This is a genomic window from Maritalea sp. YIW29 (genome assembly GCF_057219265.1).
The window spans coordinates 1,072,663-1,093,042 of the sequence record NZ_JBXVVF010000002.1 but is presented as its reverse complement, the minus strand read 5'-3'; the positions used below and the strand labels follow the sequence as shown (position 1 = coordinate 1,093,042).

The 20,380-nt window shown below is 50.1% G+C and carries 24 protein-coding genes and 1 other RNA gene; 2 read left to right on the top strand and 23 right to left on the bottom strand.

Annotation, left to right across the window (positions count from 1 at the left end):
- Positions 1–77: 77 nt before the first annotated feature.
- From tilS to AC2D8L_RS14570, 20 genes are all read right to left on the bottom strand, one after another.
- Positions 78–1,376, bottom strand: coding sequence for a tRNA lysidine(34) synthetase TilS (tilS, locus tag AC2D8L_RS14665; protein ID WP_484686218.1), 1,299 nt, complete (start codon positions 1,374–1,376; stop codon positions 78–80).
- Complete coding sequence (ybgF, locus tag AC2D8L_RS14660) at positions 1,370–2,350, bottom strand: tol-pal system protein YbgF (RefSeq protein WP_484686217.1); 981 nt, start codon at positions 2,348–2,350, stop codon at positions 1,370–1,372. The genes tilS and ybgF overlap by 7 nt, the downstream gene beginning before the upstream one ends.
- Before the next feature lie 144 nt (positions 2,351–2,494).
- Positions 2,495–2,998: a peptidoglycan-associated lipoprotein Pal gene (gene pal / locus AC2D8L_RS14655; protein WP_484686216.1), complete on the bottom strand. Its 504-nt coding sequence runs from the start codon at positions 2,996–2,998 to the stop codon at positions 2,495–2,497.
- 127 nt (positions 2,999–3,125) lie between these two features.
- Positions 3,126–3,944 (bottom strand): 4,5-DOPA-extradiol-dioxygenase, encoded by an 819-nt coding sequence (gene ygiD / locus AC2D8L_RS14650; protein WP_484686215.1) that lies wholly within the window; start codon positions 3,942–3,944, stop codon positions 3,126–3,128.
- 108 nt (positions 3,945–4,052) lie between these two features.
- On the bottom strand, positions 4,053–4,580 hold the full coding sequence (locus AC2D8L_RS14645) for a GNAT family N-acetyltransferase (protein WP_484686214.1): 528 nt from the start codon (positions 4,578–4,580) through the stop codon (positions 4,053–4,055).
- 9 nt (positions 4,581–4,589) lie between these two features.
- The gene (tolB, locus tag AC2D8L_RS14640) at positions 4,590–5,903 is read right to left on the bottom strand and encodes a Tol-Pal system beta propeller repeat protein TolB (protein WP_484686213.1); all 1,314 of its coding nucleotides are present in this window, start codon (positions 5,901–5,903) and stop codon (positions 4,590–4,592) included.
- 100 nt (positions 5,904–6,003) lie between these two features.
- Positions 6,004–7,053, bottom strand: a complete 1,050-nt coding sequence (locus AC2D8L_RS14635) for a hypothetical protein (protein ID WP_484686212.1) — start codon at positions 7,051–7,053, stop codon at positions 6,004–6,006.
- A 4-nt stretch (positions 7,054–7,057) separates the two neighbouring features.
- Positions 7,058–7,507 carry a protein TolR gene (tolR, locus tag AC2D8L_RS14630; protein ID WP_484686211.1) on the bottom strand — a complete coding sequence of 150 codons (450 nt, stop codon included), beginning with the start codon at positions 7,505–7,507 and terminating at the stop codon, positions 7,058–7,060.
- A complete protein-coding gene (gene tolQ / locus AC2D8L_RS14625; RefSeq protein ID WP_484686210.1) occupies positions 7,507–8,211 on the bottom strand; it encodes a protein TolQ in 705 nt (234 codons plus the stop codon). Before tolQ ends, tolR begins: the two co-directional genes overlap by 1 nt.
- A 211-nt stretch (positions 8,212–8,422) precedes the next feature.
- On the bottom strand, positions 8,423–8,863 hold the full coding sequence (ybgC, locus tag AC2D8L_RS14620) for a tol-pal system-associated acyl-CoA thioesterase (RefSeq protein ID WP_484686209.1): 441 nt from the start codon (positions 8,861–8,863) through the stop codon (positions 8,423–8,425).
- Between the two features lies 1 nt (position 8,864).
- Positions 8,865–9,323, bottom strand: coding sequence for a hypothetical protein (locus tag AC2D8L_RS14615; RefSeq protein WP_484686208.1), 459 nt, complete (start codon positions 9,321–9,323; stop codon positions 8,865–8,867).
- A 22-nt stretch (positions 9,324–9,345) separates the two neighbouring features.
- Complete coding sequence (locus AC2D8L_RS14610; RefSeq protein WP_484686207.1) at positions 9,346–9,831, bottom strand: NUDIX hydrolase; 486 nt, start codon at positions 9,829–9,831, stop codon at positions 9,346–9,348.
- Positions 9,832–9,834: 3 nt separating this feature from the next.
- Positions 9,835–10,326, bottom strand: a complete 492-nt coding sequence (locus AC2D8L_RS14605; RefSeq protein ID WP_484686206.1) for an NUDIX hydrolase — start codon at positions 10,324–10,326, stop codon at positions 9,835–9,837.
- Positions 10,319–11,365 carry a Holliday junction branch migration DNA helicase RuvB gene (gene ruvB / locus AC2D8L_RS14600; RefSeq protein ID WP_484686205.1) on the bottom strand — a complete coding sequence of 349 codons (1,047 nt, stop codon included), beginning with the start codon at positions 11,363–11,365 and terminating at the stop codon, positions 10,319–10,321. The genes AC2D8L_RS14605 and ruvB overlap by 8 nt, the downstream gene beginning before the upstream one ends.
- The gene (locus tag AC2D8L_RS14595; RefSeq protein ID WP_484686204.1) at positions 11,362–11,940 is read right to left on the bottom strand and encodes a hypothetical protein; all 579 of its coding nucleotides are present in this window, start codon (positions 11,938–11,940) and stop codon (positions 11,362–11,364) included. The genes ruvB and AC2D8L_RS14595 overlap by 4 nt, the downstream gene beginning before the upstream one ends.
- Positions 11,937–12,554, bottom strand: a complete 618-nt coding sequence (gene ruvA / locus AC2D8L_RS14590) for a Holliday junction branch migration protein RuvA (protein ID WP_484686203.1) — start codon at positions 12,552–12,554, stop codon at positions 11,937–11,939. The genes AC2D8L_RS14595 and ruvA overlap by 4 nt, the downstream gene beginning before the upstream one ends.
- 2 nt (positions 12,555–12,556) lie before the next feature.
- Positions 12,557–13,063, bottom strand: a complete 507-nt coding sequence (gene ruvC / locus AC2D8L_RS14585; RefSeq protein ID WP_484686202.1) for a crossover junction endodeoxyribonuclease RuvC — start codon at positions 13,061–13,063, stop codon at positions 12,557–12,559.
- Positions 13,064–13,163: 100 nt separating this feature from the next.
- The gene (locus AC2D8L_RS14580) at positions 13,164–14,153 is read right to left on the bottom strand and encodes a DUF1775 domain-containing protein (RefSeq protein ID WP_484686201.1); all 990 of its coding nucleotides are present in this window, start codon (positions 14,151–14,153) and stop codon (positions 13,164–13,166) included.
- A 67-nt stretch (positions 14,154–14,220) separates the two neighbouring features.
- Entirely contained in the window at positions 14,221–14,622 is a 402-nt protein-coding gene (locus tag AC2D8L_RS14575) for a hypothetical protein (protein ID WP_484686200.1), read from the bottom strand.
- 59 nt (positions 14,623–14,681) lie between these two features.
- Positions 14,682–15,428, bottom strand: a complete 747-nt coding sequence (locus AC2D8L_RS14570) for a YebC/PmpR family DNA-binding transcriptional regulator (protein WP_484686410.1) — start codon at positions 15,426–15,428, stop codon at positions 14,682–14,684.
- A 212-nt stretch (positions 15,429–15,640) separates the two neighbouring features.
- Between AC2D8L_RS14570 and AC2D8L_RS14565 the strand changes: the two genes are divergently transcribed.
- Complete coding sequence (locus tag AC2D8L_RS14565) at positions 15,641–15,832, top strand: hypothetical protein (protein ID WP_484686199.1); 192 nt, start codon at positions 15,641–15,643, stop codon at positions 15,830–15,832.
- Between the two features lie 943 nt (positions 15,833–16,775).
- On the top strand, positions 16,776–18,356 hold the full coding sequence (locus AC2D8L_RS14560; protein ID WP_484686198.1) for an ATP-binding protein: 1,581 nt from the start codon (positions 16,776–16,778) through the stop codon (positions 18,354–18,356).
- A gap of 189 nt (positions 18,357–18,545) precedes the next feature.
- Here the strand turns inward: AC2D8L_RS14560 and AC2D8L_RS14555 are convergent, their stop codons facing one another.
- The 3 genes from AC2D8L_RS14555 to ssrS all read right to left on the bottom strand — a co-directional run bounded on the left by AC2D8L_RS14555 (position 18,546) and on the right by ssrS (position 20,309).
- Positions 18,546–19,355 (bottom strand): TIGR00282 family metallophosphoesterase, encoded by an 810-nt coding sequence (locus AC2D8L_RS14555; protein ID WP_484686197.1) that lies wholly within the window; start codon positions 19,353–19,355, stop codon positions 18,546–18,548.
- A gap of 147 nt (positions 19,356–19,502) precedes the next feature.
- Positions 19,503–20,093: a 5-formyltetrahydrofolate cyclo-ligase gene (locus AC2D8L_RS14550; RefSeq protein ID WP_484686196.1), complete on the bottom strand. Its 591-nt coding sequence runs from the start codon at positions 20,091–20,093 to the stop codon at positions 19,503–19,505.
- Positions 20,094–20,146: 53 nt separating this feature from the next.
- Positions 20,147–20,309: non-coding RNA, 6S RNA (gene ssrS / locus AC2D8L_RS14545), on the bottom strand.
- Between the last annotated feature and the right edge of the window lie 71 nt (positions 20,310–20,380).

The window sequence follows — 20,380 nt, the reverse complement described above, 5'->3', positions numbered from 1 at the left end:
CAAGGGCTGTTTCACACCAGATTGCTAAAGTTTCCTATCAGAAACTAGATTTAAATCTAACACCAAACTTATTAACGTTAGATCAGCGCGTTTGGACCAAATGTCCGAAAAACATCAACGCCTTCAACCATTACATGTTCGCCGATTGCCAAAACCTGTTCTGAACAAGATACCAACGGTGCGCCATGCACAGCTTCAATGGGCACAAATGGCAAATCGGGCAACATATTGTCCAACAAACTACGGGTAATTTCAATCGCAGGCGAAACACAAATTGGAGAGCGAAAATCTTCTGCCACAATAATTTGGAACCGATTGTCCCACTTTGCCGACTGACCCGCATCCAGGGTTATTGGCTTTTGTTCTAAGCGACCTGCCTCACGAAATATTTGGCCGATATTTTGTTTGACCTTTATCCCACACCCACCAAGAGTGAGACCCTTAAAGGCGTATAGGCCTGAATTGAGATGGTCGTACAATGCTTCAAGCTGAGATAGGCTCGCCGTTTGGCTTGCCCCGCCAGCATCATCCAGTGCGCGAGACAACAAACGAACGCCCAATTCCACAGGCTGCTTTAACAACGCCTCAACGTCAAAATACACACATCCAAACGGGTCAATGGCAAAGGTTTGCTCATATTCGCGCTCTGCCCAATGCCGCAGTGCATCATCGGCCCGACGCAATCGCTTAGCAGACAATCCAACCATTTCATTGGTTAGGCCAGCATCACGCAGTTGAGGCATGAATTGGCGCCACCGTACCCGCTCAAAATCTCGGCTTTCATTGGACGGGTCTTGAACGGGGCGAAAATCTTGGCTTGCAACAAACTGCTCGAGTTGAGTGCGGGTCACGTCTAGAAAAGGGCGAAACAAAAACAAGTCATCGCGCACGCTTTGCGTGGACATACCGCCAAGCCCGCCAACACCGCTGCCGCGCGCCAACCGCATGAAAACCGTTTCAGCTTGATCATCAATATGGTGACCCGTTAACAAGGTGGAAATACCCAGTCGGTCCATGGCCTGCCCGATCAACCCATATCGAAGCGTTCGGGCTTTGGCTTGCAACGCGCTTTGGGGTGCGTCGATTACGCCGCTCAAGACTTGAGTTTTTAGACCCAACTCTTGTGCAGTTTCTGCAACAAATTGTGTTTCCTGCTTGGCCTCGGCACGCAGTCCATGATCAACACAGAACACGGTGACCGTAACCGGGTTCTCGTGTTGCTGTCGCCATTTGGCCACCAACAGCATCAGCGCAAGGCTATCCACGCCGCCAGAAACAGCCAGCCCTACCTGATCTACATTGCTAATCGGTGCAAAAAGCAGGTTCAGCCGATCCGGGTCGTCTAAACTCAAGTCTAAGGCCGTGCTGTTTAGCATTGCGCTTGTCTTTGTTCCTTTTTCACCCGCGATTTAAAGGAAGCAGGTTGATCAGGAAATTTGCGCAACACTTCAACAAAGGTACGGCAAGCTGTTTCCCGCTCACCTGAGCGCGAAAGCACAATCCCAAGTTTCATCACCATGTCCGGAGCGCGTGTCGCATTGGGGTAGTTCTCAAACCCAATCAAAAACACCTCCGCCGCCTCTTCGAATTCGCCTTGCTGCATCAAAGATTCGCCGAGCCAATGATAGGCGTCAGCCGTTTGTCGATGGGACGGGTAAAGCGCAACAAATTGGGAAAACTGATCGCGCGCGAATTGATAGTCCCCGCGCACAACCGCTTCATATCCTGCTTCATACTGAGCGTTGGCATCTGCGCTATCAAGCACGTCACCAGAGCCAAAGCTTAAATCAAGCGGTTGTCCACCCTCTTGTATCGTTATGGTGCCCAATGATGTCACGGTCGATTGCAGATTTTGATCTTGGGTTTCATTTTGGTTCTGCGGCAGCCTCTCAGACGGCGTCGCGCTGTCTGTTCGAGGTGCCGCACTAGTTTTTCCCAAAGAGCCGCCTTCCAAATCTTGGAACCGGAACTCATAATCTTCTTGCATGCGCTCCAGAAGCGTTTGCATTTGGGTCAACTGGAACTGTAGCCCTTCAACTTGCCCATTGAGCACACGCATTTGGTTCTCAAGTTGATCAAGCCGCACATTAATCTGGCCAACTTGTCGACTGCTCTGGCCAACGCGGATACGGGGCACAGGCGCTTGCTCAACAAGCCCACTGTTTAGACCCTGCTGCAATTGAAAGATGTTTTGGCTAAGCGCATCGGCTTGGCTGTTCAATGTTTCAATCCGGCTATCCATCGACGCCATATCGGTTTTGCCCGCAAACGCAGAGACACTCATCAGCGTCCCAAGCGCCGCAGCCCCCAATAACAATCCCATTCGGGTTGCGTTAAATTTCTTCCTCACGGCCACTCCTCACTCGTCTGGTTTAAAGGCCCAACCCTTTGTAAATCTGTTTCCTGTCTCAGGTAAAACAAAATTACGACAAAAAAACGCCGGGCTCGCAAAGCGAAAACCCGGCGTCCGCCTCCAGTAGAGGATTTTGTTGGCTTAAGGCACCAATACGGTGACGGCGCGTCGGTTCTGTGACCAGCACGAAATGTCGTTACACACGGCAACCGGGCGCTCTTTACCGAACGATTTGGTTGTAATGCGATTTGAATTCACGCCTCGGCTAACAAGGTAGTTCACAACAGCCGAACCACGACGTGCGCCCAACGCAATATTGTATTCGCGTGTACCGCGTTCGTCCGCATGGCCTTCAATCCGCACACGATATTTAGAATAGCGTGCAAGCCAAGTTGCTTGCTTATCCAAAGTAACCTTAGCTTCGTTCGTTAGAACTGAACTATCGGTGGTGAAAAACACCCGGTCACCAACGGTAACCAAAAATTCCTGCTGTGTGCCCGGCGCTGCTTGGCCAGGGCCAAGATTGCCAACACCGCCATTTGGTGTGCGCGCGCAAGCAGCTACAACAGCAACAAGTGCAACAATCAATACGCCTTTCATAAGGCTGACGATTTTATGACTCAACTGCATGTTGAATAGCTCCAAAATAGGGACAATTTAATTGTAACTCTTTACGCCCTGTTATCTTAAAACCGGGTTCTCAAAGAAGGTTAATGCCCACCTAATCTGGCTAGATTGTGACAACAGCTACAACATTTAACGCAAATGATGCCTAGAAATAGACAAATGAGCGCATCGAAAGCGCTCCCATGTCCAATTCTTCATTGAAAAATGTCAATTGATCGTCGGCCTCAGCGTTTGCCGCAATATACAACATGGGCGAATAATGTTCCCATGTCGGGTGCGCCATTTGAAACAATTTCTGTCTTCCATCCATATCGAACAACGGCGCATGATCACCATCGATAAGCTGGTCTTCCACCAACTGATCAAATTCCTGCGCCCAATCTTGAACCTGTCCGTCTTTGGGGATTTGGTGCAAATTGTGCACCACATTACCGCTACCCATAATCATCACGCCCTTGTGCCGCAACTGAGCTAGATTGCTCGCCAATTCATATTGGGCATCCAGGGATAAAGACATATCTATCGAGAGTTGAAACACCGGCACATCCGCATTTGGAAACAGGCTTCTTAGAACGGCCCATGCGCCATGGTCCAAACCCCATTCTTCCGTTTCATGAGTATTGTGATCTTTGAGCAACCGCGCAACTTCTTTGGCCGTGTCCGGTGCACCCGCCGCGGGATATTCAACATCGAACAAGGCTTGCGGAAAACCATAAAAATCATGGATGGTTTTGGGCTGTTTGCCCACATGCACCAATGTGGTGCCCTTTGTTTCCCAATGGGCTGAGATGCACAAAATAGCCTGAGGGCGCGGCAGCCGATCACCCAATGTTCGCCAATTTTTGGCAAATCTATTATCAGTGATCGCATAAATCGGATTGCCATGGCCCAGAAACACCATCGGCATTTTCGGGCTTGGTTTTAGCGTTTCCAAGAAATGCTCAAACTTCACGACCTGTGGCATATTCACCATCCTTCAATCTTCACTGCCCCTTCAATTGCGGGTCATCGAAACTAAGGTCGCTTTGGCACTGGTTCAAGTACGCACAAAAACCATACCGTAATGTCTGGCCTATAATTGTAATTGATAATAGCCGACGTCGGGGCTGGATTGAGCCTCATCAAGACTGAACCCGGCTTTTTCTAAAACCCGCGCCGAAGCGACATTTCCAGTCTCAACCCCACCAGCAATCGAACTTATATTCGCCATTGTCCTGCAATGTGCCACCAGCCCTTTGACCAATTCAGACGCAAGCCCCTGCCCCCAGACATCTTGATGCAGCAGATAACCAATCCGCAGGTCAAACGTCTCATTGTCTGTGGGCAAAACAAATAGAAACAAAAGACCGATCGCTTTGGCACCTTGTTTTTCCTGCAGCGCGAGCAACTCGCATTCGGCCAACCGGTCTGCCGTCCATTGTTCAGCACCCGCAGCACTCACATTCTGAGAAAAATGCGGCGGCAATGTTTTCAGAACATCCGGTGTCAGCAGCGCTGGCAAGCGTTCATAAAACACCTTCGCCAAATCATGTTGGCCAACAACGATATTTACGTCAATTGCGTTTAAACGCTCAGTGTCAAACTCAAACGATAACGCCATGTTTTTCACCTAACGCAGCAATGGCGACCAAGTTGGGTCGGATGCAAATGTCTCTGTTGGAATGCGCTGTTCGTTGCGACCCCACACATCAATTGTGTAAAGCTGCGGTCCGCTATCCCCACCCGGATCTTTAAAGAACATGATGACCCTGCCGTTCGGCGCCCAAGTCGGCCCCTCCATCAAGTTGCTTGATGAAAGAATGCGCTCACCCGTGCCGTCAGGTCGGATGGTACCAATGTGAAACAGGCCATCTTTTTGCTTTGTGAAGGCAATCAGATCGCCTTTTGGTGACCAAACTGGCGTCGAATAACGGCCATCACCAAAACTAATCCGTTGCGCGCCGCCACCGCCTGCACTCATTACGTAAATTTGCTGGGAGCCGCCACGATCTGATTCAAATGCAATGCGCGATCCATCGGGGGAAAATGTTGGTCCGGTATCAATCGCCGCACCACTTGTTAGGGCCGCAGGTTTGCGTTGCTGCAAATTCATTGAATAGATGTTTGTGTTCGCCCCTGACGTAACACTAAACGCGATATTTTGCCCATCAGGAGAAAAGCGCGGCGACAATGTCATTTTGCCGAAGTCAGCAACACGTTGTTGCCTGCCTGTCGATAGATCAAGCAGATAAATCTGGGGCACATCACCCGCAAAATTCATGTAAGACAGCAAGTTACCTTGAGGCGAGTAGCGGGGCGTAAGGACGATAGAATCCCCGCGGGTGAGGTACTGAACATTTGCCCCGTCCTGATCCATAATCGCTAATCGCTTGGTGCGATTGGCCTTTGGGCCACTTTCCGCAACATAAACGATGCTGGTATCAAAATACCCGGCCTCGCCCGATAGTTTTTCGTAAATCGCGTCAGCAACAATATGCGCGACCCGACGGATATTTTTTCGATCTGCCGAAAAGCTCTCACCAAATGCTTGGCTACCTTCAACAACGTCCCACAAACGTACATCGGCTTGAATTTGCCCACCGACCTGATTGACGGACCCCATGACCAAAGCGTCTGCGCTTGCATTGCCCCATTTGCCAAAATCTGGATTTGCATTCACATCGCCTTGTTGCACTGGCATGCTCGCAGCAGGTATCGGCGCAAAAAGGCCCGAGCGCTTAAGATCCGCCACCACAATTGAGGTGATTTCAGAGGCCAATTGTGGATCAGACGACGAAAATGTTGGAATGCCAATGGGCATGGGCTCAAAATCCCCGCCGGACACAACGATCTTCACAAGCGCACTTGCTGGGGAACTTAATGCGGCTAAACCGAGCCCAGCTGTTCCAAATTTTAGTGCCTGACGGCGCGTAATCTCAATCATGGTAACTTCCTTTATTGAAGGACTATCCATCTATGTTTTGTTTTGTGCAAGCCCAACAAAGTCCGGCGCTATTCCGGCATACTGCGCAAGTCTTTTATTTCTAACGCAGGTCTCTTGGGTCAAACGTTACATCCACTTGCCGCCAATCCTCGTATTTTCCCGAGGCAAGCTTGTAAGGCCCACACCGACGCACAGCCCGTTGCGCCGCGCCAGCCGTTGCTTCACCCACTTTGCCGCGAATTGAAATATCGATAACCTGTGGCGTGCCGCCAACCGAACCATCTCGGTTCAAATCAACCAACAGACGCACAGTCAAACCGTCCATTTCAAGCGCTGAAATTGGCGGGTTCCAACATTTACGCATTTGCGCGGCGAGCGCGGCTTTTTCCGACTGGGTCAGCCGTGCCGCAGTGCCTGTCGTTTTGCCCGCCGTTTTCTTTCCGCCACTTCCAGTTGTTGCGCCACGACTATCTTCCTTATTGATAATGTCGGAAATCTTGTCGGCTTTCTTCGCGTCCTCTGCCGCCTTTTTCGCTGCTTGCTTTTTCACGTTTTCAGCGTAAGCAACACGTGCTTTTTCAACCGCCGAATTCGCAGCGGGCGGACGCGGTGCCTGCACTTCTGGCTCTGCCGTAGCTTCCTCAGTCGCCACAACTTGCTCAACAGGCTCAGCAGTTGGTTGCACGGGTTCCTGCGTAGGTTCTCGTACAGGCTCGGGCGCAGGTGGTGTCACCTCTGGTTCAGGCTCGGGTTCAGGTTCTGGCGTTGGTTCGGGCCGCGGCGGTTCTGGCACCTTTTCAACTGGAATTGGGTCAGGCTCTGGAACAGGTTCCGGCGCACTTTCTTGAGTTGGTGCTGGCGTTACCGTTTCAGCATCCTCGGGCGTTGTTTGGTTCTCTTCGGTGTTTCCAGTCGGCTCAGCAATCTGCGCTTCGATCTCACTGTCAACCGCCGAAGGCGTTTCGGTTTCGATCACATTGCTGTCTAGCGAGCCAAAGCGAATATTGGACACAGCCTCTATGGGCACAAGTTCGATGGGGATCGCTTCAATTTCGGTTGGATCAAACGGTTCTGCCCCGCCGAGCGACATAAGCCCGACGGCCAACAAAGCCGCATGTGATACCAATGAAACGCCTAAACCGATCCGCATGTGGCTACTGCCCTTGCTCCTGCTCGGTAATCAAACCAATTTTGGTATATCCAGCACCGGACAATTGGCCCATGATTTTCATCACATTACCATATTCAGCAACAGTATCGCCGCGTACATAAATGCGCTCGTCGGTGCCGTTTACCGCGACCTGTTCAATCGTGGCGATGAGATCCGCTGGATCAACTCGGTTTTCCAACACATAGACTTCACCTGCAGATGTCACAGAAACCGTTATGGGCTTGCTATCCGTATTAAGCGATTTTGCAGCGCTTTGTGGCAGATCAATCGGCACACCAACGGTGAGCAATGGCGCCGCCACCATAAACACAATCAGCAACACCAACATCACGTCCACTAGCGGGGTGACGTTGATCTCGCTCATCGGCTGGCTTTTGCCTCGCCGTCCACCGCGCCGACCACCGCGTGAACCGCGGTTTGCACTCATGCCCATTACTGGCCTCGGCTTTCAAGTTGACGGGTCAGAATGGCGGAAAATTCATCCGCAAAGCCTTCAAGTCGACCATTGAGTTTATTCGCATCGCTCGACAGTTTGTTGTAAGCGATAACCGCAGGGATCGCAGCCAAAAGGCCAAGCGCCGTCGCAAACAAAGCTTCCGCAATACCCGGTGCAACCACAGCCAAATTTGTGCTTTTTGAAGCGGCAATTGATTGGAACGAATTCATGATGCCCCAAACCGTGCCGAACAGGCCGATAAACGGTGCGGCTGAACCCACCGTCGCGAGAAATGTCAAACGCGCTTCCAGCTTATCGCTTTCGCGCCCAATCGTGAGGTCCAACACTTTGTCCAAACGCTGCTGCACGCCAAGATAGGAAGATGCGCCCTGCTCGTGGCTGCGCTTCCATTCCTTCATCGCGGCAACGAAAATTGAAGCCATGCCCTTTGTGTCTGTGTCGCTGAGCTGTTGATATAGCTCTTCAAGCGACTGGCCCGACCAAAAGTTCTTTTCAAACTTGTTCATTTCCCGACGTGAACGGCCGTAAAGCACGCTTTTGTCGACGATAATGCCCCAACTCCAAACCGAAGCCACCAGCAAACCGATCATCACAAACTTAACGACCCAGTCCGCAGCCCAAAACAAAGCGAAGAGCGAAAAGTCAATTTCCGCGGCCGAGGTGGCGAGTTCTACTTCCATTAATCTTCCCCTTAAACGCCAGTCTTAGGCGCTAATTTGCCGTTCTACCGGTCGAGTTGTTGTGCATGACGCCAAAATTTGTCAAATTTAAGAGCGCAAGTGCTTAATCCACCTGCAAAATCCCAATATGCGACCCATAGGCTGATCCGGTAATTTTATGGTTAATAAAGCGTTGCTGAATTTAAGATGAACGAAAATGGCGAGCAAGCAATTATGCGCCGCCCAATCGATCTCTCAAATTTTGTGGCAGCCGTGTTGGTCGGCCCTTTGCATTGATCGCCACAGCGCTCACCTCAGCCTTCGTGATGGTTTCCCCATCCCGCCGCAAAATCTGAGTGAGCTTCATTTGGGACCCCTTGAGCTCGATCACTGAAGTTGTGACTTCCAACAGATCATCAATATGAGCGGCGCGGATATAATCAATATTCAAGGAGCGCACCGCAAAGGCGATCCCCTCGGTTTCGAATAATTTCTGGTGATGCACGCCGTAGGCACGCAAAAACTCCGTGCGCGCCCGCTCGAAAAACTTCAGATAGGCCGCGTGATAAACATTGCCGGAAAAATCCGTGTCTTCATAATAGATGCGCACCGGAAAAAGATGCGCACCATCATTGGTGACTTCACCGCCAAATGTAAATTGCTGATTATTCAACCTAGTTTACTGCCTTTGCGCATGTACTGTCACCCACGCCTTCACAAGGGCGATAAGTCATCACATCTGTTTCGACGTCATCTTCAAACACAACTTGCACGGAAACTGTTTTCGCAGTTTGAGGCGGCAAGCCAATCGCAATGGCATCTAGCCCCGCATCACTCGGAATAGAAAATGGAGAATCTGGAATACAGGGCGCAAGTGGAAACTGCTGGTCCAGCGCATCCGAGTTTACAGAATATCGAATTTCCTTAAGCCGACAGCGTGAGGTCACAAGAGCCGTGAAGTAGATCAGCTGCTGACCATCATATTCACGAAACGCCACCCAACCAGATTGCTTATTTGCATCAACCATCATTTTGAACATCGACACATCCGGAACCCCTGACATGTCTTGCGCAACAGCGCCGCTGGGCACAAGCCCCACCAATATCGCCAATGCCAAAAATAGCTTTTTCATCTTGTCCTCCCAAACATAAGCGTCATTCGCTGATGGTAACATGAACTGGCGCTTTGGGTAGATCAACCAAATGATGATGGATTTGACGTGGTTCAACCTGCGCTGCAGACAATCCATCTGCAGTACATCGCACCCATTTGTGGCTCACTTCTTTGTCACCTTCACGATGAACGTGACAGACTTCATCTGGTGCAAATCGAAGAGAGTTGGGTTTATCAATGAGGTAATAAAACGAATACTCGTGATATCGCCCGTCTATTCCGTCATAAAAGCTCTCTGAAATGATCAAGGGTCGTTGAACGGCAATATCCAAGTCCAACTCTTCACCCATTTCGCGGCTAAAGGTCTGTGCGCTGGTTTCACCACGTTTTATGCGACCGCCGGGCAGATAGACAAAATCCAATTCAACTTCCTGCGCACAAAGTAGATAATCTTCATGCTTGATAATCGCCGCTGCACGCGCGTTAAACACGTGTCCATCAGCTTTGAATGTAAGGTCGATACCCATCTCTCAATAGTCCGCATCAACAACTGTTTGGTGCAAAAAAGTATCAGGCAAGTCGACCAATCGGGTGCGCATCGATTGGGGATGGAGGTTCATATAGGCCAAGCCTTCAGGGCTAAACGGCGCCCACTCAAAACTCAATATTGTGCCGTCATCTTCACCCGTCGCGCAGATTTCGCCAAAGTTGAAAGGGATATGCGCTGGCGGTTCAACTTCATAATAAAAGCCGAACTCATGATATTTTTTGCCGTAACGCGAGAAGAAATTCTCGATAATATATCGAAGCTGCGGATTTTCGGCTTTCGCACTTAACTCTTCATCCATTTCACGATGCAGTGCCTGCAAAGAGCTTTCGCCCCGCTGCACGCGACCACCGGGCAGACACACAAAGTCGTCATCATTTTCCCGACACACGAGCACATGGCCCTCATGCCGAATTATCGCAGCGCATCGCACATTGACCCGAAGGTTGCCCTCGTCAAATGTTAGATTACTCATCTTCGACCTGTTCTTCTTCAAATAAGCTTGCTTGTACGCCCAGAAATCCTTGGGGAACGCCCATGTCCATATGCTGAAACGCCATTGCCGTTAGCATGCGGCCACGCGGTGTGCGTTGAATAAAGCCTTGTTGAATAAGGTACGGCTCAATGATTTCTTCGACCGCGTCGCGGGGCTCCGACAGTGCGGCGGCAATCGTTTCAATGCCGACAGGTCCGCCGCTATAGTTCGTCGCGATGGTGCCCAAATAGCGCCGATCGACTTGGTCTAAGCCTTTTTTGTCTACGTCCAAGCGACCAAGCGCTTTGTCCGCAACTGCTGCATTGATTTGTTCCACATCATCAACTTGCGCAAAGTCCGCAACCCGCCGCAGCAATCGGCCTGCAATCCTTGGTGTACCCCGAGAGCGGCGGGCAATTTCCATCGCGCCATCTTGGGTCATGCCAACACCCATCAAACGGGCACCACGTTGAACGATTTTCACCAATTCTTCGGGTGTATAGAATTGCAACCGTACCGGAATTCCAAAACGATCCCTGAGCGGCGTCGTCAACAACCCAGCGCGGGTGGTCGCTGCAACCAGCGTGAACTTGGCCAAATCAATCCGCACCGACCGGGCGGCGGGGCCTTCGCCGATAATCAGATCGAGTTGAAAATCTTCCATCGCCGGGTAAAGCACTTCCTCAACTTGCGGGTTGAGGCGATGAATTTCATCGATGAACAGCACATCGCGTTCTTCAAGATTGGTCAGCAACGCCGCCAAATCCCCGGCCTTTGTGATCACCGGACCAGACGTTGCGCGAAAGCCCACGCCCAACTCTTTGGCGACAATCTGCGCTAAAGTTGTTTTACCCAGACCTGGAGGCCCAACAAACAAAACATGGTCCAGCGCTGACCCGCGTTTTTTCGCAGCGTCAATGAATACCTGCAAATTACCGCGCGCTTTTTCCTGCCCCACAAAATCGTCGAACAGGGACGGACGCAAGCTGACATCCACTTCGCCATCCCGGCCAATCGTGCTGTCGGTAATGTCCGTCATAATGTGCCTGCACCGTTCGTCGGTTTATTTGAACTGGTTCTGGGCAACAGCATCCAACAGACATGCGCCCAGATGAACGCGATCAAAAGCCCAGCAAGTGCACCTGCGCCAAGCCCGACGTAAAAATCTGGCGAGCTATAATCAAGCCCTTGTGACGACACAAATGTACCAACCACCACATTCAGCGCCAATACTGCAACCACGCCAAATGCACCACCCGCCATCATCGCCCGACGCACAAATCCCGATTGCGACAAAAATGCTCCGCGACCAACCGCAAAGCCATATGGCGCAAGGAATGCCAAACTAAAGCCCGTGGCCAACAATCCTAAAATCGCCGCAAAGCCAAATGCCCGACCCAATTGCAACCAATAGCCGCCAACAAACGGATTGGTAATCGCGTTCCAAATATCTGAAAAACTGAATAACACCACCAATAACAACGCGCTGCCCATAGGGCCAATAATCGCGCTCTTCCACACGAACATCATCGTTTGGTTTTGCGGCTTCGGCTTTTCCGGTTCTGGCTCCGGTTTGCGCTTTTTCGATGGGTCAAATTTTAGGATTTTACTCAAGAACTCAACTCCTTCAGTCCCATGCGAATGAGTTTTTCGGTTGAAACATCGTTGCCTTCTTTGCCAACGATTTTGGCCAGCACCGCAGAGGCCTGCATTTGCGAATAGCCCAAATTGGTGAGCGCTGATGCCGCATCGGCGACGTTGGATGAAGCCGCGCCCTCGCCAATTGCTTCTTGCAAGCCCTGAACACCCGGATCGATTGCGGCCCCGGCAGGAATTTTGCCTTTTAGCTCGGTAACAATCCGCTGGGCAACCTTGGGACCCACCCCCGGTGCGCGGCCAACCATTGCTTTATCTTGCAGCGCGATGGCGCTTGAAATTTCAGGAATCGAAAGCGTCGATAAAATCGCTAACGCCACTTTCGCGCCAACCCCCTGCACCGTCATCAACAGCAAAAACCATTGTTTTTCGGGCTGAGTGCCGAAGCCGAACAGCTTGAGCTGATCTTCCCGCACATATGTCTCAATGAACAAAGTGGTCGCTTCGCCAATGGAGGGCAAGTTGCCCAAAGTGCGCCCGGAACAGTGACAAACATAGCAAATGCCGTTCACATCAATCAGCACTTTGTCATCGTCCAGCGCGTCGACCAAACCTTTGAGTTTTCCGATCATAGCTATGCCTGTGCCTTATGTTGAATAGATTTGCGATGATGCGCATGGGTGATGGCGATGGCCAACGCGTCAGCTGCATCGGCGCTTTCAAACTTTGCGGTCGGCATCAAAATATTGATCATCAATTGCACTTGGTTTTTATCCGCGTGCCCAGCACCAACAACTGTCTTCTTAATCTTGTTGGCTGAATATTCCCCAACTCGCAACCCGCATGCAGCCGGTGTCATCAAACAAACACCGCGAGCTTGCCCAAGCAACAGCGCCGAACGGGGGCCCGCATTTACAAATGTTTCTTCCACCGCCGCTTCGTCCGGGGAATGGCGAGCAATCAGTTCTTTGATGCCTTCAAACAGGCCGAGCAGCCTTTGCGGCAACTCATCTTTTATAGGTGGTTTCACAACGCCTGAGGCCACATAGGACAGCCTATTTCCAGTCTGGTCGATTATGCCCCAGCCGGTATTGCGAAGGCCAGGATCAATACCCAGAATGCGTGTTGTGGAATTGCTCATATATGCCGCGCCCAATAAAAAGAGGTGCAGTTGTCCGCACCTCTTCTTTGAACATGTTCTTGTTCTGTACGCAAGTACAGCCAACAATATTTGTTGGCCCTTAGTGCTTGGAATGATCCATGGATGGCGCACCCATTTGCGCGGCTGGGAACATCACATCGACTTGGCCTGCATGCTCAAACTCGAGCGTGATTTTGACCATCTGATCTTTGTTGATCGCATCATGCAAACCGATCATCATCAAATGAAAGCTGCCAGGTTTAAGTTCAACCGTAGCACCCGGCTCAATCACCAAACCATCAACCAGTTGGGCCATCCTCATCACCCCATCAGTGACGCTCATTTCGTGAACTTCAACCACCTTTGAAACGTCAGAAGATGCACTCATCAACCGATCAGCCTTGTCGCCATTGTTCGTAATCGTAAAGAACGCACCACCTGCAGGCGCACCGTTTGGTGTTGCCCGTGTCCATGCTTTGTCGATATGCAAATCGCCGGCCATCACCATTTTTGACATTGGCATTTCGGCTTTTTTGGCAGCCCCATGATGTCCAGCATGGGCGTTTGGATTTTCAACAATCTTTAGTGCCGGTGCTGGGTGTCTTGGGCGATCCTCGCCTTCAACTGGAATTTCATCCCAGGCGACTTTGCCGCTCGCACCGCACAATTGTGTGGTTTTGAAGTAAAGCGTTTCGCCAGCTTCAACATTGCCAATGCGGCCAAACACGACGAACTCGTCATAAGCCCAGTCTTCAACAACCCCGCCAGACCAAGTGACTTTACGAACGCCTTCTGTCTTTTCTCTGCCATGCAAAGTCAGTGGTTTCTCATATGCGCCGCGTTCAACATTCATTTCAAAACCATGATGCGACATCGGTTTGGCATTGTAGAACCCTTCGGGCAATTCAATGATCACATCATTTGTTGCCGCGCCGTCACAGCCATGTGGCACCCGCAAAACAACTTTGAAATAGTTGTCTGCCTGCGCAGTTTGCGTTTCCAATGTTGCGTGCGCAAATGCAGCGCCAGTTGAAAGAGCTGCAGAGAATGTGGCAGCAGCGAGTGCTGTTTGAAAGATAGATTTAGTCATTTTATTTCCTATTAAATTCATGCATTGGCGCGTGGCCAAACACATCAAAACCATTGTGTTGATTGAATTATGAGGAAATAAAAGGCGGTGCCCTTGGGGATTGTGGCGCGTAATGAAGCTTGCGTTGATCATCTTGCAGCTGAACGGCAACGACAGGCGTTGACCCCAGCATGGGCAGGGTGACCATTGGCAGGTCTGAACCAAAGCCAAAATCAGCAGCGGCGGCATGGGCGACGATACAAATCGTGCCCTCATCCGCTACATCTTTGGGCTTGTCGGGATTGCTGATTTCAACCAGCCCATGGGCTGTGCAAATGACCAAACGGTCATCACCTGACCATGAGGACAACACACCCGCATAACTGGGCAACATGGCCTGAAACAGCAAGAAAATGCCAAGCGTCAACGCACGTTCCGCACGCGTCAGCTTGAACATTTTTATCGCTATTTTGAGCCCTTTGCCCAACATCAATCAATCCCTTTGAAAAAGGGCGTTACCCGAGTAGCGGTGCTACCCAAGTAGCGGCGCTACTCGGAAAGTTGCGCCATTACTTCGTCTGACATTTCAAAGTTTGCATAAACATTTTGAACGTCATCATCTTCTTCCAGTGTTTCAATGAGCTTCATGAGGGTCGCGCCCTTATCAGCATCCACTGGAACATTGTTCTGCGGCTTCCAAATCGGGTTTACCGATTTTGGCACGCCCAAAGCTTTTTCCAGCGCTGTGGAAACTTCGCTCAAATCTTCAAATGCGCAGATGATGGTGTGACCCATTTCGCCTGTTTCACAATCCTCAGCGCCAGCTTCAATCGCGGCTTCCATGATTGTATCGGCGTCGCCAACTTCGGCGTCATAAGTGATTTCGCCAACCCGATCGAACATGAAACCAACTGAGCCCGTTTCGCCCAATGCACCGCCATTCTTGGAGAAAGTTGAACGCACTGTAGAAGCGGTACGGTTTTTATTGTCGGTCAATGTTTCGACGATCACCGCAACGCCGCCCGGGCCGTAACCTTCATAACGAATTTCATCATATGAATCCGCATCGCCACCGACAGCTTTTTTGATCGCCCGTTCGATATTGTCTTTGGGCATAGATTGCGACTTGGCATTCTGAATCGCCAAACGCAGTCGCGGATTCATATCCGGATCGGGCAAACCGCTTTTGGCGGCAACCGTGATTTCCTTCGAGAACTTGGAAAACATTTTGGAGCGCAGTTTATCCTGACGCCCCTTGCGGTGCATAATGTTGCTAAATTGTGAATGGCCGGCCATGTCTTCGGTCATCCCCCCATCTGGTTGAACTGATTGTGCACCTTATATTGTGTCGCCTGACGAAAATAAAGCCTCATCATGCGCTTTCTAACCTGATCTTTGCTGATGCTCCTTGCGCTAAATCAACCATTTTGAACAGCACTGCTTGAATTTTGAACGCTGAACACCTAATTAATAGAACGAACGTTCTAATTATTAAATGGATAGATATTATGAAAGTACAAGAACACTGGTATTTGGGGGCTTTGGGTTTTATCGGCATTTATCAATTGCCGGGGGTCATTGAAAGCTTTCAAGCTATCGGCCCGTCATGGCATCTGAGCAGCCTTTTGTGGCTGTTGTGGTTGCTCAACTTTTTGCCCGAAACTGAAACAGATCAGCCGTCAAAAACTGACGAACAGTGATATCCAGCACCTAATCACAAAGAAGCATTTTTGGCTCCGCGCGGATTTCCGGCGGAGTTAAAAAAAAGTAAAGTGCAGTAACGCGAGGCGTTTAAGGTCTCGTCATGTGTATTTTTGTAATGAGACGTTAAACGCCTCGCGCAAATGGCTTTTGCATATCAATTGAACTGCCCCGGGGTGCTGAACCCTTTTATCCCCTTGCACTGCGTTCCATCAAAACTGTTTGGTCACCTAGGACCTATGATGAGTGCCAACCGGCACAGACGGAAAACAGTTCCCGCCAAACGACTTCCAAGCTGCCTTCGGTGTCAGGCTGGACAAGTCAATTCACAAGCGAACGACAAACGTCTTGCCGTTCGGCCATCCCCTTTTCCTTGAGGAAGGTCGGCCCGTAGTCCTTCCACTGTCATCCTCGCGAAAGCGGGGATCCAGGCCGGACTATCCAAGAGCCGGAGCGCTTAGATCTAATTGAAATTCAGACCTGGATACTCGGGTCAAGCCCGAGCATGACGCGCAGAATGGGTATTTACCGCATTCCACATCCTCGCCGCACAACATTCGTCAATGCCCTGCACGGCTTCAAGAAAAAGTGCACCTATTATGGCATGAGGATTCGGGGCGGGGATAGATTTTTGCAAAGATTGCTCTGTCTGATGGCGGCTTTGCCGACGTTAAAACGCATTTTGAAAAAATGAATTCCTGAGTTTGTTGTCAACATTTAGTCCGCAATGCACATAATATAGTAGTGGTTACTTGCACTAATGACCCTATTCCGCGACGCCCATTTTTGTGCAGCCACAGAACAAATACGCCATTTGCACTTATAGAAAATGCCTCCAAATTCTTAATCGCAAATACTTCGCCATTTTCAAGTTTGACTTTCATCAATTATTGTACTGATAATTTTTTATCAAAAAACACTACGTTTTTAGGGGTGCACATTGTGAAAGACGAAATTGGTAAGATTGATGGGACACCCGACAAACGTATGTTCTGGTCGATAATCAGTGATTATGGTCTGCGAACCGCACTGTGTGAATTAATTGACAATGCTATTGACTTTTGGACCATGGATGAAAGGCAAAATCAGCTAAAAATTGAGATTGTGTTGGATGATGCCAGACAAATAATCAGCGTGGAGGACAATGCAGGCGGGGTCAGCAAAGAGAAATTGAGACTGCTTGTTGCGCCGGGTGGAAGCGGAAATGACCCTGCTGATGAAGTTATAGGCGTATTTGGTGTTGGGAGCAAACGTGCTGGGGTAGCGCTTGGCGAAACCATCAAAATCAAAACCCGTCATAAAAATGGAAAGTCCTATCAGTTGGATGTATCAAAGGAGTGGCTTGAATCTGAATATTGGGAAATGCCTTTATATGAAATCGACGATCTTGAAGCTGGTACAACAATTATCCACATTTCAGAGGTTCGAAGAGTTTTCACAGAAGAACAAGTGTCGAACATCAGAACGAGCATTGGAGAGATATATGCAAATTTCATCAAGGCAGGGTGCTTGATATCTTTAAATGGCATTCCTCTTGAACCTCTGGAGTTTTCCAATTGGACATTTCCGGATGGCTTTCCCCCAAGACGTGCTCGCCTGGACATAGATATGGAGGGCGTGGACGGTGACGTTTCAGTCGCAATCACTGGAGGTCTTATATCAGATCGCGATCCAGAATCTGAGAACTACGGGGCCTACTTTTACTGCAACGGTAGGCTTATAATGAAGGAGGTTAAACACAGGGAAGTAGGCTATTATAATTCCCAAGAATCGGGAGTTCCTCACCCGGATGCTTCACTTGCCAGGGTAATTGTGGAAATAAATGGGCCAGCGCGTGCGATGCCATGGAACAGTAGTAAAAGTGAAATCAACTTTGATCACCCAGTATTCCTGAAACTTAGGCCCACAATTGTCAGTCAAATGGGTTTTTATAGTAAGTTGTCGCGTCGATTGAAGAATGAGTGGGACACCTCAGTTTTCAGTAAGACGGATGGTGAGGTCGTAGTGGTAGATGCCGAGCAACTTGGTCCATCAAGCAAAGTTGTGCAACCAGAGTTGCCTCAAATAAGAAGAAATCGCATAGAGACGCTTCTGCAAAAAAACAAGCACATTATTGACGCTCAACCTTGGACTCTTGGGTTGATCGAATCAATGGGAGCGGTGGATATCATTGTTAAACAAAGATTTGATACCAAAAACCGAATAGCTCTGATTGTCCTGGACAGCAACTTTGAGATTTCCCTCAAAGAATTTATCGTCCACCGAGACGACTTATTTCCTAGATCAACATATACTGACGCAAAAATCGCCCAAATTTTTAAGAATCGAAATGAAGTTATTGGGCACGTTACTTCAAAAGTTACTATAAATGGCACTTTGCTTACTAAGGTCAGTCACTACTATCAAATGCGCAATAAACTGATCCACGAGCGGGCAACAGTCGGTGTTACAGATCAGGATATTATCTCCTACAGGAATACAATAGAGCAAATTTTGAAAATTCTGTTCGGCCTGTCGTTCTAGACTCGGCATAATTTCGGTTGGCGTCTTCTTTGGGGATGAAAGCGGTTACATTTGGTGAACTTGGCCAACGTCCACTATGAGCCGAGTGCGCCTCTTAGTGGATGGCTGGAGAATGTCTTGAAAGAGCTCAAAGCAGACACATGTAATTTCATTCAGTCCATAATCAAAACGACGGTATACTGCTAGTTCTTAAAATGGCAACGCCTCAGAAATACTTCCACCGACCCGAACCGGTGCAACATATGTGCACAAGCCCGCGCCATTCGTTTCAATCGCCACGCCGCAAACGCTTGGGTTACCCTCGGCGGGGGTAAAGCGGTCTTTGGGGATGCCGGTGGTGAAGCGGTTGACCGGTTCTTCGGCTTGCATGCCGATCACGCTGTCATAATCGCCGCACATGCCAGCGTCGGACATGATGGCAGTGCCCCCAGACAGGATACGATGGTCAGCGGTTGGAATGTGGGTGTGGGTGCCGACAACCAATGAGGCGCGGCCATCGCAAAAATGGCCCATGCCTTGCATCTCAGATGTCGCTTCGGCGTGGAAGTCGACGATCGCAGCGTCTGCTACGTCGCCCATTGGGCAACCATTTAGCGCATCATCAACTGCAGCGAATGGATCATTGATCGGGTTCATGAACACGCGACCTAGCGCGTTGATCACCAAAACCCGTTGTCCGCCTTGGCTTTCATACATCATCGAACCACGGCCCGGTGCGGCACTGCTCATATTGATAGGGCGCAGCAACGTTTCTTCGCGCGCAATAACGCCGAGCGTTTCGCGTTGATCAAAAGCGTGATCCCCAAGGGTGACCACATCGGCGCCAGCTTCCAGCAATTCACGATAGTGCTTTTCGGTAATGCCGCGGCCATGGGAGGCGTTTTCGCCGTTGACGATGACAAAGTCGAATTGATAATCGCGCCGAAGATTAGGCAGATATCGCGCAACACCTTCACGACCACAACGGCCCATTACGTCGCCTAAAAACAATATCCTCACGAATTTGCTCCCGTTTCCGTTGAGTGCACAGATAGAGTGCAAGTTTGCGCTGAAAATGGTGAGGTTCGAGAACCGGAACGGAAAATATTCAACATATTTGAGTACCGGAAGCGCAGAATATCGCCATTTGCAGACCAAAATTGCATTTTAGCTGTGTGCTCCGAACCGACGCACACCGGCTTCGGTGACCACCATTTCAAATGGTTTGTCATGTGGCTCGGCGGGCATCTCGTCCACCTCTTGGGCGGCAAATGCATAGCCGACCAGTTGCAATGGCTTATCAATGCCAGCAATTGTGCGGTCATAATGTCCGGCACCATAGCCCAAACGATTGCCCTTGGCATCAAACCCAAGCATGGGCAAAACCATCACGTCTGGCACAACAACTGGTGCGCCTTCCGGCGGTGCAAGTGTACCAAAACCAGACGGCGCGAGCGGTTGACCTTCCTGCCAAAGCCGAAATTCAAGCGGTACGTCACGTCCTAAAACAACAGGCAAACACACTTGGTGGCCCTCATCCATCAATTGGATCAGCAAAGGCTCCGTGCTCAACTCGTCGCGAATGCCCCAATAAAGGGAGATCACCTGATCTTGTTTAATTGGAACGGCGGCAGCAAATGTTTCAGCGGCGCTGATGGCGGCTTCTTTGCGATAGCTTTGAGACAGGGCGGCGCGTTTTTGATGCGCGAGCTCGCGCAAGGCGGCTTTTTTCAATTGAAGTTCAGTCGGTGCGCTCAACGTGCTTGGCTTTCTAACCCAAAATTCAAATGCCTGGCTTTGCAGCCGAAAACTAAAGTGCCGCCCTGGCCGTCGGAATAGTATTGATCCTGGGAACCTACTTACGTAGGTGGGCGCCGTATGTAAAAACCCACGAGCTTAAACAGGGACAGCTCCCTAAAGGATTGTTAAGGCCCCGGGAATGCAAAATATCCGGCACGAACCGGGCAGCGAAGGCCACATATAGTGCTAAAAAGGGCTGGTTAAAAGGGAAATCTTGTGTCGGGCCCAAAGATGGACAGTCTTGC